Source organism: Rhodoferax sp. OV413 (assembly GCF_900104385.1).
Taxonomy (GTDB): domain Bacteria; phylum Pseudomonadota; class Gammaproteobacteria; order Burkholderiales; family Burkholderiaceae_C; genus Rhodoferax_B.
Map to the genome: position 1 here is coordinate 269,882 of NZ_FNJA01000008.1, position 15,780 is coordinate 285,661.

Sequence of the window (15,780 nt, forward strand, 5' to 3'; positions counted from 1 at the left end):
AGAATGGCATCAAGGGGCTGGGTTTCAGCAGCGGCTGCACATCAGTTTCTGGATCTCGGGGGTCTTGTAGTTGGTGCGCGTCACCATGGTGATGTCGGTAAAAATGGTCCGATTTTGTATCGCCTGGCTGCGGGCCGCGGCGGCGGCGGCCTGTATGCCCTTGTAGCCCATCTGGGTGGGGTTCTGGATCACCAGTCCATGGATCTCCTGCTGCTCCAGGCCGGAGAGCAGAAAGTCGGTGGAATCGAAGCCGATGAAGCGCAGCTTACCGGCCAGGCCTTTGTCGCGCAGGGCGCGCAGCATGCCATCGGTGGAGGATTCGTTGACCGCAAACACGCCGTCTATACCCGGATGCGCCGCCAACAATTGGGTGGCACTGTGCCGCGCCTTGCCTATCGAGCCGCCGCCATAGACATCGGCCACCAGCGTGATCTTCGGGGCCTTTTCCTTCAGGTAGTCGACAAAGCCCTGGGCCCGGTCATCGGTGGACGCGCTGCCCGCCACCGTCCGCAACATTGCCACCTTGCCCTGGTTCTGCAGCAAGCCCGCCAGGGTCTTGGCCGCCAACTGCCCGCCCGCGTAGTTGTCGGAGGTGACAAAGTTGAGGTGCTGGTTGCCGTCCAGCCCCGAGTCGACAGCAATCACCTTGATGCCCAGGGCCACGGCCTTCTGCACCGATTCGACCAGGCGCGCCCGGTCGGTGGGCGCGATCAGGATCGCATCCACCCCGGGCTTGGTGTAGAGCTGGACGATCTTGATCTGGGAATCGGTATCGTCGTTGTGCGCCGGGCCGCGCCAGGTGAGCTTGACGTGGCCGTCGTCCTGCACCGCTTTGTCGACCCCGATGCGCATCAGCTCCCAGAAAACCTGGTCGCTGGACTTGGGGATGAAAACGATGTTGACGTCTTTTTCAGCCGCCTGTGCCGTGCAGAGCACCAGGAACAAGCAGCCAACCAACACGGTACGAAAGAACTGCTTCATTTGTATCCCCTTGGTGATGTTCGCCGCACACTTCTGCTTACCCAAGACGGGCCCCCAATGCACACCTTGTAACCTGAAGATAAACGATTCAAACATAAGCACCGCAAGAACATACCCTTGCCTGCCGATAACCCAGCAGCACGCAAATAGGGCGCACCTGGCGCCCTATTGTTTTGATAGCACCCCGCGCTGAATCTACCAGCGCTGGAGCCCGATTTCGCTTGTAAATCAGTTGGCTACGGTAAAACGCTTCTGCACGTGCTTGGGCGTTTCGATCTCATCGACGATGGCCACGGCCAGGTCGGCCACCGAGATGCCCGAAGGTGCATCGCCCACACCGGGCAGCAGCTCGTCCGCACCCACGCGGTATTGGCCGGTGCGTTCGCCGGGTGCCAGGGCGATCGGGGGCGACAAGAAGGTCCAGGCCAAGGAGGCTTCTTTGTACAGACGGTTCAGCAGCTCGCGGGCCGCCAGCGCGCCCTGCTTGTATTCGGCCGGGAACGGTGGCGTGTCCACCAGCTGCACGCCGGGCGCAACGAACAGGCTGCCGGCACCGCCGACGGCCAGCACGCGCTTCACGCCGGCCTGCTTGGCGCCGTCCAGAATCGCCTGACTACCTTGCAGGAACAGGTCGTAAATCTTGGGCTCGGTCCAGCCGGGGTTGTAGGCGCTGATGACGGCGTCCACGCCGGCCACGGCCTGGGCCACCTGGGCGGGGTCCAGCGCGTCGGCAGCTACCACCGTCAAGCCGGTTTGCGGCGCGATCTTGGACGGGGTGCGGGCCAGCGCCGTGACCTGGTGGCCGCGGCTGAGCAGTTCGGTGAGTACGGCGGCGCCGACAAAGCCGGTCGCGCCAATCAAGGCAATCTTCATATCAAGTCCTCGCAGAGCAGTGGTTAAGGGCTCTAGTGTGATTTCTTCACAAGCGATTGAATAGACGGTTTAATTCGCTATTACCCTGAAGCTGTACTACACAATCAAGCCTATGGACCAACTCAAACGCATGGGGATATTTGCCGAGGTGGTGGCCGCCGGCTCGCTCACCGCAGCGGCCCGGCAGCTGGACATGACGCCCTCGGCCGTCAGCCAGCACCTGCGCCAGCTCGAAAAATCGCTGGGCCTGGCCTTGCTGCACCGCTCGACCCGCAAGCTGACCCTGACCGAAGCCGGTGCCCGCTACCACGTGGGCTGCGCGGCCATGGTGGCGGCCGCGCGCTCGGCCGACCAGGCGCTGGCCCGGCTGCGCGACGAGCCCGAGGGCGAGCTGCGGCTGGCTGCGCCCATCGGCTTTGCCAGCCTGCTGGCCAGCGCGCTGCAGCCGCTGCGCAGCCACCCCAAGCTGACGCTGCGCCTGCTGCTGGACGATGCGGTGATCGACCTGATCGAAGCCCGGGTCGACATTGCGCTGCGTGTCGGCCAACTTGCCAATTCCAGCCTGGTGGCGCGCAAGATCGGCAGCATGGGCTGCCAGCTGTGCGCCGCACCCGCCTACCTGGCCGAGCACGGCTGGCCCCAGCAGCCGCAGGATTTGCGTCAGCACGCCTGGCTGGGCAGCGGCGCCGACAACACCAGCTTCGACACGCTGGAGCTGCACGGCCCGGACGGTGCGCTGCAGGTGGTGCAGCTCGAAGGCCGGGTCCAGGCCACGCAGGTGTCGGCACTGCATGCGCTGGGCGTGGCAGGCTGGGGCATTTGCATGGCAGTGCGCAAAGAAGATTTCCAGGCCCTGGCCGATGGGCGGCTGATGCCGGTGCTGCCCGGCTGGCGGCTCAACGACCTGCCGGTCTACGCGGTCACCCCGCGCCGCGGCGAGCAGCCGGCCAAGGTGCGGCACACGCTAGACCTGCTGGCCAGCTACTTTGCCGAGGCCCATGCGCCCTAGCAAAAACTACGGTTTTGATAGCATCCAGCGCAGGTACTACCTGCGCTACAGCCTGTTTTGGCTTCAATGGTCGTCGTGCAGGTACGTGGCCTGGCGTGGCAACAGCCAGCTGACGGCGAAGGCCAGCACCATCATGCCGGTGACGTACCAGTAGAAGTAGGACTCGTAGCCCATGGACTTCAGGCCCAGCGCCACGTATTCGGCACTACCACCAAAGATCGCGTTGCCCACCGCGTACGACAGGCCCACGCCCAGGGCGCGCACTTCGGGCGGGAACATCTCGGCCTTCACGATGCCACCGACCGAGGTGTAGAAGCTGACCACGGCCAAGGCGATGGTGATCAACACGCCGGCCAGCAGCGGGCTGGTCACGCTCTGCAACGTGGTGAGGATGGGCACCGTCATCAGCGTGCCCAGCGCGCCGAACAGCAGCATGTTGTTGCGCCGACCGATGCGGTCCGACAAGGCGCCAAACACCGGCTGCATGCACATGTAGAGGAACAGGCAGGCGGTCATCACATTGCTGGCGGTCTTGATCGACATGCCGGCCGAGTTCACCAGGTACTTCTGCATATAGGTGGTGAAGGTGTAGAACACCAGCGAGCCGCCGGCGGTATAGCCCAGCACCACCAGCAGCGCACGCTTGTGGTTTTTCAGCAGCTCGGCCACGCTGCCGGCGCCCTTGGAGTTGCGCGTCTGCGCGGTGGTGGTTTCGTGCAGCGTGCGGCGCAGCAGCAGCGCCACCACGGCGGTCAACGCGCCCAGCACGAACGGGATGCGCCAGCCCCAGCTTTTCAGCTCGGCCTCGTCCAGCAGCTGCTGCAGGATGACGACCACCAGCACTGCCAGCAGCTGGCCTCCGATCAGGGTGACGTACTGGAACGACGAGAAAAACCCGCGCTGGCCGCGCATCGCCACCTCGCTCATATAGGTGGCGGTGGTCCCATATTCTCCGCCCACCGACAGGCCTTGCAGCAGCCGCGCCGTCAGCAGTAGCACCGGTGCCATGGCACCGATGCTGGCATAGGTGGGCAGGCAGGCGATCAGCAGCGAGCCTGCGCACATCATCACCACCGACACCACCATCGAGGTCTTGCGGCCCTTGCGGTCGGCCAAGCGACCGAAGATCCAGCCGCCAATCGGCCGCATCAAAAAGCCGGCGGCAAACACCCCGGCGGTGTTCAGCAGCTGGGCTGTGGGGTCGGACTTGGGGAAGAAGGCCGGCGCGAAGTAGATGGCGCAGAAGGCGTAGATGTAGAAGTCAAACCACTCCACCAGATTGCCCGACGACGCGGCAATGATGGCGAAGATACGTTTGCGCTTTTCGTCAGAGCTGTAGGGAAGGGGCAGTACGGCGTTCATGGGCGTCCTTGTCTCGGTGAACTTGTGGCTGGCAGTGTCTTGCGCCGCCGCGCGCCTGTCGTCCGTAACAATCCGCCCCGCCCTCTGCGTAGCTCTACGCAAGGGTAATTACCTATATTTCATTCTCACGCAGAAAGCGCTCCAGCTCGTGGCTGTTTGACATGCCCAGCTTGGCGAACACATGGGCGCGGTGCGTCTCCACGGTGCGCAACTCCAGGGGAGCCAGGTCCAGTGCGATGCGCTTGTTCGGCTTGCCCTCGGCCACCAGGCGTGCCACCTGCATCTCGCGCGGCGTCAGCTTGGCCCACAGTGCCTGCGCGGCCTGACGGGCTTGCTGCTCGGCGGCGATGGCGCTGGCTTTCTGCAAGGCCTGGGCCACGCTGGCCAGCAGGCGCTCGTCGTTGCAAGGTTTCTCCAGCCAACCAAAAGCGCCCTGCTGCACCGCCTCCACCGCCATCGCGATATCGCCGTGGCCGGACAAAAACACCACCACCAGCGGGCTCTGCTGCGCACGCAGCGCCTCGAACACCTGCAGCCCGCTGATGCCGCCGAGGCGCAGATCGAGAATGGCACAGCCCGGGCGCTGCGGGTCGACGCCGGCCAGAAACGCCTCCCCGGAAGCAAAAGCCTGCACCGCATGGCCGCGCGACAGCAGCAGCAGGCCCAGCGAGCGGCGCACCGCTTCGTCGTCGTCCACGACGTACAGGTTCAGGGGGAGAGGGTTTGACTTCATGGGGTCAGAAAGCAGGGAATGGAGTCCGTGAAGCCTAACCGAGACGCAGGCAAATGGCAGAGTGCCCCAATTCGATCTATCAGTCCTGCCACCCACCGATAGGATAGGACGCGGGGGAAGACTTCTCGCTACAGTGGAGTTGCAGCCGATACGGCGAGCACCCGCTTGAACCCCCTACGCACGGCATTTTCCGCATTCAACTCAGGAGAATCGACATGGACCTGCAACTCAATGGCAAGCTAGCCCTGGTGAGTGGTAGCACGGCTGGCATCGGCTACGCGATCGCACACACACTGGCCCAGGAGGGCGCAAGCGTCATCGTCAACGGCAGAACGCAGGCAGCGGTCGACGAGGCTGTGGATCGCATCCGCGCGGAGACGCAGGGCACGGTGCACGGTTACGCCGCGGACCTGAGCCACGCCGAAGCGGCGGAGCAAGCCGTGCGACGCCATCCCGGCATCAACATCCTGGTCAACAACCTCGGCATCTTTGAGGCCAAGGCCTTCGAAGATATTCCCGACGCAGATTGGCAACGCTTCTTTGATGTCAACGTTTTGAGCGGCGTGCGTCTTGCACGCCTGGTGTTGCCCGAGATGAAGAAAGCGAACTGGGGACGCATCATCTTCATCTCCAGTGAAAGCGCGGTGCAGATTCCAGCCGAGATGATCCATTACGGCATGACAAAGACCGCACAGCTTGCAGTGTCGCGCGGGCTGGCGGAATCGGTCGCCGGCACCGGCATCACGGTCAACAGCGTACTGCCAGGCCCGACAAAATCGCGCGGCGTGGGCGACTTCGTCGAAGACATCGCGCGATCGAGCAACAAGACCTTCCAGCAGGTCGAGGCAGAGTTTTTTGACCACGTGCGCCCGACCTCACTCATCAAGCGCTTCGGCACGCCGCAAGAGGTGGCGTCGCTTGTGGCCTACGTGGCCAGTCCGCTCGCGTCGGCAACTACCGGTGCGGCACTGCGTGTCGACGGTGGCGTCGTCAAGAGCGCCTTCTGAGAAAGACACGGTGAGACCCTGAATTTTGCAAGCCGCATCACTGGATACCGGCCGACCCATCTTTGCCATCATCAGTAGGTCAAGTCCAAACCGAGCATCCTGGCAAGGGCGAAGGTGGCGAACACCAGACCCAGTAGCGATAGCACGAAGACTACGGTCAGCTTGCCGACTGCGCGCTGCTCCTTCTCTTTCTTCCCTTGATCGTAATGCCACTTGATGGCGAAAAACATGCCCGTGCCAAGCACGAGGACCTTGAAGGTAACCAAGACTATAGGGATCCAGTCGATCATTTTGAGTATTTTCAGGCTATTACTTGACACTATCTAGCGAGTGTGAAGCCATGCAGGGTCCCGAGAGCCGCCATACGGCGACTGCACCGGGGGAGTGCGCGGCGTCTTGATGGTGCCCTGCGCAATCACCCGGGGCCGCTCAATCTTTCACTTCGACCACCGGTTCGAAGCCGCCGAAGATCATGCGTTTGCCGTCGAAGGGCATGGGCGGGTTACCGGGTGTGGACGGATCCATGCGCGGGTCTTCCATCATCTTCTTCATGCCGGCGTCGCGCGTGGCCTTGTCCGGCCATTCGATCCACGAAAAGGCCACCGTCTCCTCGGCCGTCGCCTGGACTGCGCGGCGGAAATCGGTGACTTTGCCGTCGGGGACGTCGTCGCCCCAAGCCTCGATCACACGGATGGCGCCCAGCTCGATGAACATCGCGTCGAAATGGCGCGCGTGCTCAATGAACTTCTGCTTGTTGGCGGTGGGGACCGCGATCACGAAACCATCGATGTATGACATGTCTTCACTCCTGTTGGGTTGACGAGTCGGCGCGCCCGCCTGACAGCGCCTGGTATCCCATCGACGAATGACAGGAAGCCAAATCGACATGACCTGCCCGGCCGGAAGACACGCGCCCTGTGGCGGCCCCAGAGCACCGCCGTTGCAGGGTGCCCGCCGGGTCAGCCACCGCGGCGTCCTCAGTGTAGACCCCTTGGCCCCGCCATCCAAATGGCAGCCATGTTCGCCAGTGACAACCTTCACCAGGCGAACCAGAAAACCGTTCACCCTGCGACCTCCAGCTCCAGCGTAAAAACCGTCCCGCCATCCACCCGGTCGGCAAACGTCAATCGCCCACGGTGGCTTTCCACAATCGTGCGGCAGATGTTCAGGCCCAGGCCCAGACCGCCGTCCTTGGTGGTGAAGAACGGCGCGAACACCTGCTCGGCAATCGCGGCATCGATGCCCGGCCCGCGATCCGCCACGCGGATGTGCATGCGGCCGGCGACCACGGCCGCGTCGATCTCCACTATGCGACGCTCCAGCGGTGTGGCCTGCATCGCCTGCAGGCTGTTCAGCACCAGGTTCAGCAGCACCTGCTCCAGCAACACGCGGTCGCCGCGCACGGCGGGCAGGGTGGCGGGAATACGCAGCACGGTGCGCGCCTGCTGCGCACGTATTTCACCCTGCAGCAAGGCCAGCACGTTTGCCACCAGCGTGGCGACCACGCAGTCCTCGGCACCGGCGGTGCGCTGGCGCACAAAGCCGCGGATGCGGCGCACGATCTCGGCGGTGCGCTGGGCCTGGGCCATGGTCTCGTCCAGGCTGCTGACCAGCAGGTCGGAGCGGCCCTGCTCGGCAAAGGCCTTGGCAGCGCTGGCGAAATTGCTCAGCGCCGCCAGCGGCTGGTTCAGCTCGTGCGCCAGGGTGGAGGCCATCTCGCCCAGGCTGGCCAGGCGCTGCGCGTGCTGCAGCTGCTCGTCGTGCTGGCGCTGGCGCAGCTCGGCGCGCTTTTGCGCGGTGATGTCGACCACCGAGCTCATCCAGCCGCTGTGCTGGCCGTGGGCGTCGATCAGCCGGGCGGTGTACACCATGGTCAGCACGTCGTGCCCGTCGCGGTGCCGGATGCGCGACTCGAAGCCGGACATGGCGGCCTGGCCGCTCATGGTGGCGTCGTTGTTCTGCCAGTGCTGCTCCACATCGTCCGGGTGCCAGTAGGGGTACGGCGGTAGCCGACCCAGCAGCTCATCGGCGCGGTAGCCGGTCATCTCGCACAGGGCGGGGTTGACGTAGATGATGTGGCCATCCAGGTCGCGCGCACGCATACCGACCAGTAGCGAATCTTCCATGGCTTTGCGAAAAGCATGGGCTTCGTCCAGCTCGGCAGTGCGTTCGCGCACGCGCACTTCCAGCTCGCGCCGGGCATCGCGCTGCTCGGCGAAACGGCGCTCGCGCAAGCGCCAGTACAGGCTGCCCAGCAGCAGCAGGCCGGCGCACAGCAGGCCCAGCATCCAGGTGCGCTGGCGGGCCCGGGTAACGGCCGCGTAGTCGGCCATCACGGTCAGCGTCCAGCCCAGGTCCGGCAGGGCTTCGTCCACCGCCAGGAACTCGCGGGGGCGGCCGTCGATGGTGGTCTGCACCCGGTAGCCAGGCTGGTCGGCCGTGCGCTCCAGCGTCCATGGCAGCAGCGGGAAATTTTGCCGCGCACCGTATTGCAAATGGCTCTGCACCCAGTCCAGATCTGCGCGGTCCAGGGGGCGGGTGGCCTGGTACATCCAGGCCGGCACCGAGCCGAGAAACACGATGCCGCGCGCATCGGCCAGCAGGATAGGGTCGCGCACAAACGCCCAGGTGTCCTGGATCTGCCGCAGGCTGACCTTGACGGTCACCACGCCCACCACCGCCCCGCCCTGGCGCACCGGCGCGGACAGGAACAGCCCCGGTTCGCCGGTGGTCTGGCCGACGCCGTAGAACAGGCCGTTGCGGCCCTCGCGGGCGTCGGTGAAGTACGGGCGGTTCGCGTACGACTGGCCGACAAAGCCCTTGGGCTCGTCCCAGTTGCTGGCCGCCAGGGTCAGGCCTTGCAGGTCAATCAAATACAGCGCGTCCGAACCGGCGCTGCGGTTCACCGCTTCGATGTAGAGGTTGGCGCGCTGCTGCAGCGCTGCGTCCTGCGGGTGCGCCAGCGCGGCCAGCACGTCCGGGTGCTGGGCTACGGTGAACGGCAGATAGCTGTACTTGGCCGCCGCGCCGCGCAGGCCCAGCGCATGGACTTCAATGGCGCGGTGGATGCTGTCCGCCTGGAAGCTGGCCTCGCGCCGCGCCGCCCATTGGCCGGCCGCCGCAATCAGCAGCAGAGCCAGCAGCGCGGCTGCGGCCCAGAGCCAGGGCGCGCGGCGGGCAGAAAGGGTTGGGGGCATGGAAGCAGGCGGCTCGGGCGGGAAGATGTGCCCGAACATTTTGCATGAGCAGCTGGCGGCGACTACGGCAGCTTCGGGTCAATTCTCTTATTTTGATAGCAGCTGGCGCAGGCGCATATGTGCCAGAGCCCGATTCAGCTTACAAACTGCAGCACCGCCACCGGCGGCAAGTCCTTGCTGATGCAGTGCCATTGCTCGCCCGCATGCTCGCTGGTCCAGAGTCCGCCGGTGGTGGAGGCCAAGGCCAAGGTGCTGCCATCGGCGCTGATGTCCAGCCCATGGCGGTACACCAGATGGTAGGCATGCTGGGCCGGCAGGCCGTCGCCAAAGGCCTGGAAGCTGTGGCCGCCGTCGTCGGTGCGCGTCACCAGCATCTGGCCCTGCACCGGAATCCGGCAGCTGTCGGCCTGGGCCGGCACGAACCAGGCGCGCAGCGGGTTCTTCGGGTCGCAGGCCACGGCAAAGCCAAAGCCGGATGGCATGGGCGCGGCAATCCCCTGCCAGCGCTGGGCCGCGTCGGTAGAGCGGTAGATGCCGCCGTGGTGCTGCACCCACAGCGCATCGGGCTGGGCCGCGCACTGCACCATGCGGTGCACGTCCTGGATGTTGCCGTCTTCGACCCGCTCTTCGGGCATGAAGTCGGCGCGCATGCCGCTGGCGGTTAACTCCCAGCTCTGGCCGCCGTCATGGCTTTTCCAGACGCCGCCGCAGGAGATTGCCACGGTCAGGTGCGCAGAATCCCGCGGGTCGACCAGCACCGAGTGGATGCCTGCATGGTCGTAGCCGCCGCCCATCCAGTCCTTGCGCCGCGGCTCGTCCCACAGCGCGTTGTTCAATACCCAGCTGGCGCCGCCGTCTTGCGATGCGAACAGGCCGGCCGGCAGGCAGCCCGCCCACAGCCTGCCCGGCTGGTCGGCCCCGCCGGCTTCCAGCGACCAGACCATGTCGACATTCCAGGGAGTCGGGTCGTCGGCCCAGGGGCCGGTGGTGGGCTTGGCCGGGAAGGCCGGCGCGGCGATCTCGGTCCAGTGCGCGCCCTGGTCTGTGCTCTTGCGCAGCTTGACGCCGAAGTGGCCCATGCGCAGCGCCGCGTACCAGCTGCCGTCGCGCGGATCGGCCAGCAGCTGGGTGACGGGTTCGCCAGCGAAATGGTGGGCCGCGATGTGCCAGGTGCGGCCCTGGCCGCGCACCACAAACAGGCCTTTGCGGGTGCCTACGAGCAAGCTGAGCATGGAATACCTTTCGGGTTAGCCACCGGTCAGGGCCTGGATTACCAGCACCTTGTCGCCGGGGTGGAGCACCAGGTCGAGCCGGCTGCGATCGTGCACCATCTGCTGGTTCACGAACACCGCCACATGCTTGCGCACCGCCCGCTGGTCGTCAAACACATAGGAGGCCAGCGCCGGCTCGGCCTGCAGGGCCGCCTCCAGCACGGCGCGCAGGCTGCCGGCAGGCACGCTCTGCGGCGCCAGGTCCACATGGCGGCGCAGGCTGGCAGCGAATTCAACGGTGACCATGGCGCCATTGTGCGAGGCAGCCGGGCGCCGTCAAGCCGGTACAAGCCCAGGCTGGAAACAGAGTATTGTTTTTTGCCATTTTTGTATGCGAAATTTCTGCAGCCTGCGCCGCAGCGTTCAGCTTAAAACACTACTATTTCCATAGCTGCCCGCGCAATCAGAATAAGCGCTAACGGCCTAAAACATGCGTAAACCTACCGCCTCCATCTGGCCTGCCCGCCACGGTAAGATCGACACACTTCTGGCACTCGCCTGCACGCACGCACAACAAGAGGCAAACACACCATGCAACCCATCCGCATTGCCATCGTCGGCGAATCGCTGATCGACTTCACCGCCACCAGCGGCCTGAACTTTGAAGGCCACGAAGGCGGCGCGCCGACCAACAGCGCCATCGCCACCGCCCGCCTGGGCCAGTCCATAGGCTTCATCAGCCAGCTGTCGACCGACCTGTTTGGTGAGCGCCTGCTGCAGCATCTGCAAAGCAACGGCGTGAACACCGACTGGGTGCTGCGCAGCGACGCGCCATCGACGCTGGCGTTTGTCGAACGCACGCCGCAGACCAACCGCTACGCCTTCTACACCCAGGGCACGGCCGACACGCAATGGGCGCCCGCCATTCTGCCGGCCCTGCCCGACAGCTGCCGCTTTCTGCAGTTCGGCTCGATCGCGCTGCTGCACGAGCCCGCCGCCAGCCGCATCGCCGACCTGGTGGAAGCCCAGCAAGGCCAGCGCATCGTATTGTTCGACCCGAATGTGCGCCTCAGCCTGATCAAGGATTTGCCCGCCTACCGCGCCAACGTGCAACGCTGGGCCGCCGCCAGCAATCTGATGAAGTTCAGCGACGAAGACGCCGCCGCCCTGGCGCCCGGCCTGAGCCTGGCCGAGGTGGCCGCCAGCTTCATGCAGCACCCCAGCCAGGGCCCGCGCGCCGTGGTCATCACCCGCGGTGGAGACGGCGCCACCTTGTTCCGCCGCGGCAAAGCGCCGCTGGAAATCGCCGCACCCAAGATCACCGTGGCCGACACGATTGGCGCCGGCGACACCTTCGACGCCGGCCTGACCGTCGCCCTGCTGGAGCATGGCGTGGAACAGGTGGCCCAACTCGACAGCCTGCCCGACGCCACCTGGCTGGCCGTGCTGCGCTTTGCTGCCTTCGCCGCCGCCATCAACTGCACCCGCGAAGGCGCGAACCCGCCCACCCGCGCCGAGCTGCAAACCGCGCTGGACGCAGGGAACTAGACCATGCAAGCCTTCCATCTCTACCTCGACAGCGCCGACCTGGCCGAGCTGAAAACCTGTTTGCCGCACCCCGCCATCCACGGCGTGACCACCAACCCCACGCTGCTGCGCCGCGCCGGCGTGAGCCGCGCCAGCCTGCCCCAGCTGCTGCAGCGCTGCATCGAGCTGGGTGCTCGCCAGGTGCAGGCCCAGGTACATACGGCCGATACCGACGGCATCCTGGCCGACGCGCGGCAGCTGGTACGCCAATTCAGCCCAGGCCAGCTGGTGGTCAAGATCCCCGCCACCCGCGACGGCTTGCGTGCCGGCGCCGAACTCAGCGCCGAAGGCATTCCCGTGACCTATACCGCGGTCTATGCGCTGGAACAGGCCCACTTTGCCGGCCAGCTGGGCGCCAGCTATGCAGCGCCCTACCTGGGCCGGCTGGAAGACGCAGGCGTGGACGGCCTGGCTCTGATCGCCCAGATGCAGGCCGCGCTGACCCGCAGCGGCGCCAGCACCCGGCTGCTGGTGGCCAGCGTGCGCACGCGTGCCGCCTACCTGGCGCTGCTGGAGCTGGGCGTGGGCTCGATCACCATTCCGCCCAAGCTGTTCAGCGAACTGTTCGACCACCGCGCCACGCTGGACGCCGAAATCGGCTTTCTGGCCGACGCTGCCGCCCTGGGCTGACACCCGCGGATTCAAGTTTTCGGCGCAGCGGCCGAAGGATTTGTTATCTACCACGCCAGGCGCCGCACCATGCAAATCCCTGCCACCACCCTGTCCTGGGATGCCAGCCTGGCCAGCAGCACCACCCTTCTGCGCAGCACTGAGCCGGAGCTGGACGATCCGGCCCTCGCCTCGGCGGTGCTCAGCCTCTCGCCTGCCATCACCACCACCCCGCTGACCTACGAGCCCCCAGCGCGCAGCGCGGTGCAGGAGGTGCAGGCCTGGCTGAGCCGCTCCGAAGACACGGTCAGCAAGCTGATGGCGCGCAACTTCTCGTCCAGCGGCAATACCAGCCGGCTCACCGGCCTGGGCGGCGCACTGCTGGAGCGCTTTGCCAGCAGCGCCACCGACTTCAAGCAGTCGGTGGTCAACTTCGTGCCCAAGAACAATGCCACAGCCGCCCTGACGGGCTTGTCGCAGGCCGCGCTGGCCAATGTGGGCAGCAACGCCTCGGCCGAGGTGTCGCTGAGCATACGCACCCGCTCGGGCACGGTCGTCAGCCTGGTGCTGACCAACCAAAGCGCCGGCCTGGGCGTCGAGATCAACAGCAGCCGGCCCCTGAGCAGCGCCGAGCGCCAGGCGCTGACGCAGCTGGCCGGCGGCTTCGAGAAGGCCGTGCAAAGTATTACCGCCGACCCGCCGCGCATGGACATTGCCGACCTGGGCGCGTACGACAGCGCGGTGCTGTCCAGCATTGCCCTCAGCGCCAAGGTGGACCGCAAGGGCGAGAAGGTGCTGCTGGAGTTCCGCGCCGAAGACGGCCTGCGCAGCCTGAAGCTGCAAACCCCGACCGACCAGATCGACCTGAAACTGGACCTGGGCAACCCCGCGATGTGGGGCCCGGCAGCACAGCGCGAACAGTCGATTGCGCGCTACCTGGGGCAGATCGAACAGGCCGGCCAGCGCGGCCAGGCCAAAGCCGAATGGATCGCCTCGGTGCAGGACGCGTTCAGCGCGCTGCAGCATTCTTACGGCAGCAGCACGGGTTCTACGTCAGCCGCCACCCCGTTGCTGACCGGTCTGGCCGACTTCGACCTGCACATCCAGACCAGCGCCCAGGCCTCCAACCCGCTGCGCCCGGACGAGCTGGACCGCTTCGACTACCGCACCCGCCAGAGCACCCAGACCAGCGGCCCGGCCGACCAGCCCGACAGCATCCGCCAGCTGCAGACCTCGGCGCTGAAAGCCGGCTTCCACAGCGCGCTGACCTCGGCCGGCCCGCCACAGCTGACCAGCGAAAAAAATTCGCAAAACTACCTGTACACCCAGGTGGACGACCAGGCGCACAGCGAGGTCGCGCTGCGCTTCGAGCGCGACGCCACCACCGAGGCCAACGGGCAGAAGTCGGCGCACCAGTCCACCCACGTGCAGAAGTACGAGTTCGCGGTCCAGGTGGAAGAGCGGACCACGCCCAAGGACTTTTATGTCCAGCAGAACCTGATCGAACACCTGATGGACTTCCAGCAGCAGCCTAGCTTAGACATCGCCGACCGGGCCGAGAAAGACCGGCTGCGCAGCAGCGGCACCCAGGCCATCCTGCTCGAAACCGACCCGGCCCGCCTGGCCGAGCAGCTGCGCTAAGCAGCCGCCAGCGCCCGCTGGTAAGCCTGCGGTGTCACCGCATGCCGGCTTTTGAAATGCCGCTGGAAGTGGCTCTGGTCGGCAAAGCCCAGCTGCAGCGCCACGTCGGCCAGCCCTTGTCCCTGCTTGAGCAGTTGCTTGCCGCGGTTGATGCGCTGGTCCAGCTGGAACGCATGCGGCGTCTGGCCATAGGCCTGCTTGAAGCTGCGGATCAGGTGGAAGGGGCTGAGCCGGGCCTCGTGGGCGATGGCCTCCAGCGTCAGCTTGTCGGCCAGCTGGTCAAGGATCAGCGCCCGGGCGCGTTGCAGCGCAGCGCCCGGTGGGCCGCCGTCCAGCCGGGGTGCAGGCGCATCAAAGCAGTCCATCAGAAAACACACCAGTTGCTCTTCGGCGGCCAGCCCATCGGCGTCCTGCGCCAGGGTCTGGAACAGCCGGTCAAACCGCCGGTACAGCAGGGGCTGGGCGCTGCTATGGGTGGCAAACGCGGCGTAGTCGCGGCCGGCCAGCGGCAGGCTGTCGGCCTGCAGGCGCGCCAGCCACGGCGTGTCAATGAACAGCATGCGGTACGACCAGCTCTGGCCCACGGTCGCGTTGCAGGAATGGGTATCGCCGGGGTTGACCATCACCAGCATGCCCGGGTACAGCGCATCCTGCCGATGCCGGTTGCGGTAGACCGCGCTGCCCGCATCGACCACGCCAACCGAAAACTCGTCGTGGGTATGCGGCTGGTAGCAGGCCGCAGCATGGCCGGCCTGGCGCATCTCCACATGCGGCAAGCGCCTGCTGCGCTGGAAGGATTGCGAAGCCGCGGGGGCCAGGGTCATGGGGTCAAGCACCTTTTTGTCTGCTCAGGGCAGCAGCATACTGGCAACCGACAGCGCCAGGGCCAAAGCCATGCAGCGGTTGAACAGAAGCTGGTAAGGCGGATGGGCCAGCCAGCGGCGGATCCAGCGGCCCAAAGCGGCCCAGGCGGCGACCGCGCCGAAGCATACGCCGCCAGAGATGCCGCAAAACAGCAGCAGGCTGGCCGAAGCCTGCGGCCCGCCAGCGACAAACAGGCTGACACCCGAGAGCGCGACCAGCCAGGCCTTGGGGTTCAGGGTTTGCGCCCCTATGCCCAGCACCAGGCCGCGGAGCCAATCTGGCGCCGCACCCACTGGACTCGCCTGCTGCACCGGTGGGGCCGTGGCGATCCGGGCCGACAGGTACAGCAAATAAGCCGCGCCCGCGTACTGCACCCACTGGCTGGCCCAGGGATAGGCCAGCAGCACGCCATGGAAGCCGCTGCCCATCAGCCAGACGATGGCCGCATAGCTGAGGCTGGCGCCCGCCACATGCGGCAAGGCGCGGTAAAAGCCCGCACTGGCCCCGAGGCTGGCGGCCACCAGGTTGACCGGGCCGGGCGAAATGGCGCCGGCCAGGGCGAATAAAAACATGGGCAAAACGAGAGAAGGCATGCAGCTCCTGCGCGACTTGGGGTTAAGTCGGCGCAGTGTCGAATGCCTGGGCGCTGGCGTATTGAACGAAATTGCTGTGCTGCCCCGTTTACACATAAAAACAGCCCCTAGCG

General features: G+C 65.8%; 16 protein-coding genes. 5 read left to right on the forward strand and 11 right to left on the reverse strand.

What is annotated here, in order from left to right:
- Window positions 1–24: 24 nt before the first annotated feature.
- Both BLT66_RS23515 and BLT66_RS23520 read right to left on the reverse strand, forming a co-directional pair.
- The gene (locus tag BLT66_RS23515) at window positions 25–981 is read right to left on the reverse strand and encodes an ABC transporter substrate-binding protein (RefSeq protein WP_092761803.1); all 957 of its coding nucleotides are present in this window, start codon (window positions 979–981) and stop codon (window positions 25–27) included.
- Between the two features lie 228 nt (window positions 982–1,209).
- Entirely contained in the window at window positions 1,210–1,854 is a 645-nt protein-coding gene (locus BLT66_RS23520; protein ID WP_092761805.1) for an NAD(P)-dependent oxidoreductase, read from the reverse strand.
- Window positions 1,855–1,966: 112 nt separating this feature from the next.
- Between BLT66_RS23520 and BLT66_RS23525 the strand changes: the two genes are divergently transcribed.
- Window positions 1,967–2,863 (forward strand): LysR family transcriptional regulator, encoded by an 897-nt coding sequence (locus BLT66_RS23525; RefSeq protein ID WP_092761807.1) that lies wholly within the window; start codon window positions 1,967–1,969, stop codon window positions 2,861–2,863.
- Window positions 2,864–2,926: 63 nt separating this feature from the next.
- Here the strand turns inward: BLT66_RS23525 and BLT66_RS23530 are convergent, their stop codons facing one another.
- Complete coding sequence (locus tag BLT66_RS23530; protein ID WP_092761810.1) at window positions 2,927–4,225, reverse strand: MFS family transporter; 1,299 nt, start codon at window positions 4,223–4,225, stop codon at window positions 2,927–2,929.
- 112 nt (window positions 4,226–4,337) lie between these two features.
- A complete protein-coding gene (locus BLT66_RS23535) occupies window positions 4,338–4,958 on the reverse strand; it encodes a response regulator transcription factor (RefSeq protein ID WP_092761812.1) in 621 nt (206 codons plus the stop codon).
- 215 nt (window positions 4,959–5,173) lie between these two features.
- Between BLT66_RS23535 and BLT66_RS23540 the strand changes: the two genes are divergently transcribed.
- Complete coding sequence (locus BLT66_RS23540) at window positions 5,174–5,965, forward strand: SDR family NAD(P)-dependent oxidoreductase (RefSeq protein WP_092761814.1); 792 nt, start codon at window positions 5,174–5,176, stop codon at window positions 5,963–5,965.
- A 71-nt stretch (window positions 5,966–6,036) separates the two neighbouring features.
- On the opposite strand, the gene BLT66_RS23545 is transcribed toward BLT66_RS23540, so the two are convergent.
- From BLT66_RS23545 to BLT66_RS23565, 5 genes are all read right to left on the reverse strand, one after another.
- Window positions 6,037–6,255 (reverse strand): hypothetical protein, encoded by a 219-nt coding sequence (locus tag BLT66_RS23545; RefSeq protein ID WP_092761816.1) that lies wholly within the window; start codon window positions 6,253–6,255, stop codon window positions 6,037–6,039.
- 139 nt (window positions 6,256–6,394) lie between these two features.
- Complete coding sequence (locus BLT66_RS23550; RefSeq protein ID WP_092761818.1) at window positions 6,395–6,763, reverse strand: DUF1428 domain-containing protein; 369 nt, start codon at window positions 6,761–6,763, stop codon at window positions 6,395–6,397.
- 263 nt (window positions 6,764–7,026) lie between these two features.
- Window positions 7,027–9,162: an ATP-binding protein gene (locus BLT66_RS23555; protein WP_255407057.1), complete on the reverse strand. Its 2,136-nt coding sequence runs from the start codon at window positions 9,160–9,162 to the stop codon at window positions 7,027–7,029.
- A gap of 134 nt (window positions 9,163–9,296) precedes the next feature.
- Window positions 9,297–10,394, reverse strand: coding sequence for a WD40/YVTN/BNR-like repeat-containing protein (locus tag BLT66_RS23560; protein WP_092761820.1), 1,098 nt, complete (start codon window positions 10,392–10,394; stop codon window positions 9,297–9,299).
- Between the two features lie 15 nt (window positions 10,395–10,409).
- Window positions 10,410–10,679 carry a MoaD/ThiS family protein gene (locus BLT66_RS23565; protein WP_092761823.1) on the reverse strand — a complete coding sequence of 90 codons (270 nt, stop codon included), beginning with the start codon at window positions 10,677–10,679 and terminating at the stop codon, window positions 10,410–10,412.
- Window positions 10,680–10,973: 294 nt separating this feature from the next.
- Between BLT66_RS23565 and BLT66_RS23570 the strand changes: the two genes are divergently transcribed.
- The 3 genes from BLT66_RS23570 (at window position 10,974) to BLT66_RS23580 (ending at window position 14,210) form a co-directional block, all read left to right on the forward strand.
- Window positions 10,974–11,921, forward strand: a complete 948-nt coding sequence (locus BLT66_RS23570; RefSeq protein ID WP_092761962.1) for a carbohydrate kinase family protein — start codon at window positions 10,974–10,976, stop codon at window positions 11,919–11,921.
- A gap of 3 nt (window positions 11,922–11,924) precedes the next feature.
- Complete coding sequence (locus BLT66_RS23575; RefSeq protein ID WP_092761825.1) at window positions 11,925–12,590, forward strand: transaldolase family protein; 666 nt, start codon at window positions 11,925–11,927, stop codon at window positions 12,588–12,590.
- A gap of 69 nt (window positions 12,591–12,659) precedes the next feature.
- Window positions 12,660–14,210 (forward strand): hypothetical protein, encoded by a 1,551-nt coding sequence (locus BLT66_RS23580; RefSeq protein WP_092761827.1) that lies wholly within the window; start codon window positions 12,660–12,662, stop codon window positions 14,208–14,210.
- Here BLT66_RS23580 and BLT66_RS23585 read toward each other — a convergent pair.
- Both BLT66_RS23585 and BLT66_RS23590 read right to left on the reverse strand, forming a co-directional pair.
- Window positions 14,207–15,034, reverse strand: coding sequence for an AraC family transcriptional regulator (locus tag BLT66_RS23585; protein WP_092761829.1), 828 nt, complete (start codon window positions 15,032–15,034; stop codon window positions 14,207–14,209). The genes BLT66_RS23580 and BLT66_RS23585 overlap by 4 nt on opposite strands.
- Window positions 15,035–15,058: 24 nt before the next feature.
- Window positions 15,059–15,667, reverse strand: coding sequence for a LysE family translocator (locus BLT66_RS23590; RefSeq protein ID WP_092761831.1), 609 nt, complete (start codon window positions 15,665–15,667; stop codon window positions 15,059–15,061).
- Between the last annotated feature and the right edge of the window lie 113 nt (window positions 15,668–15,780).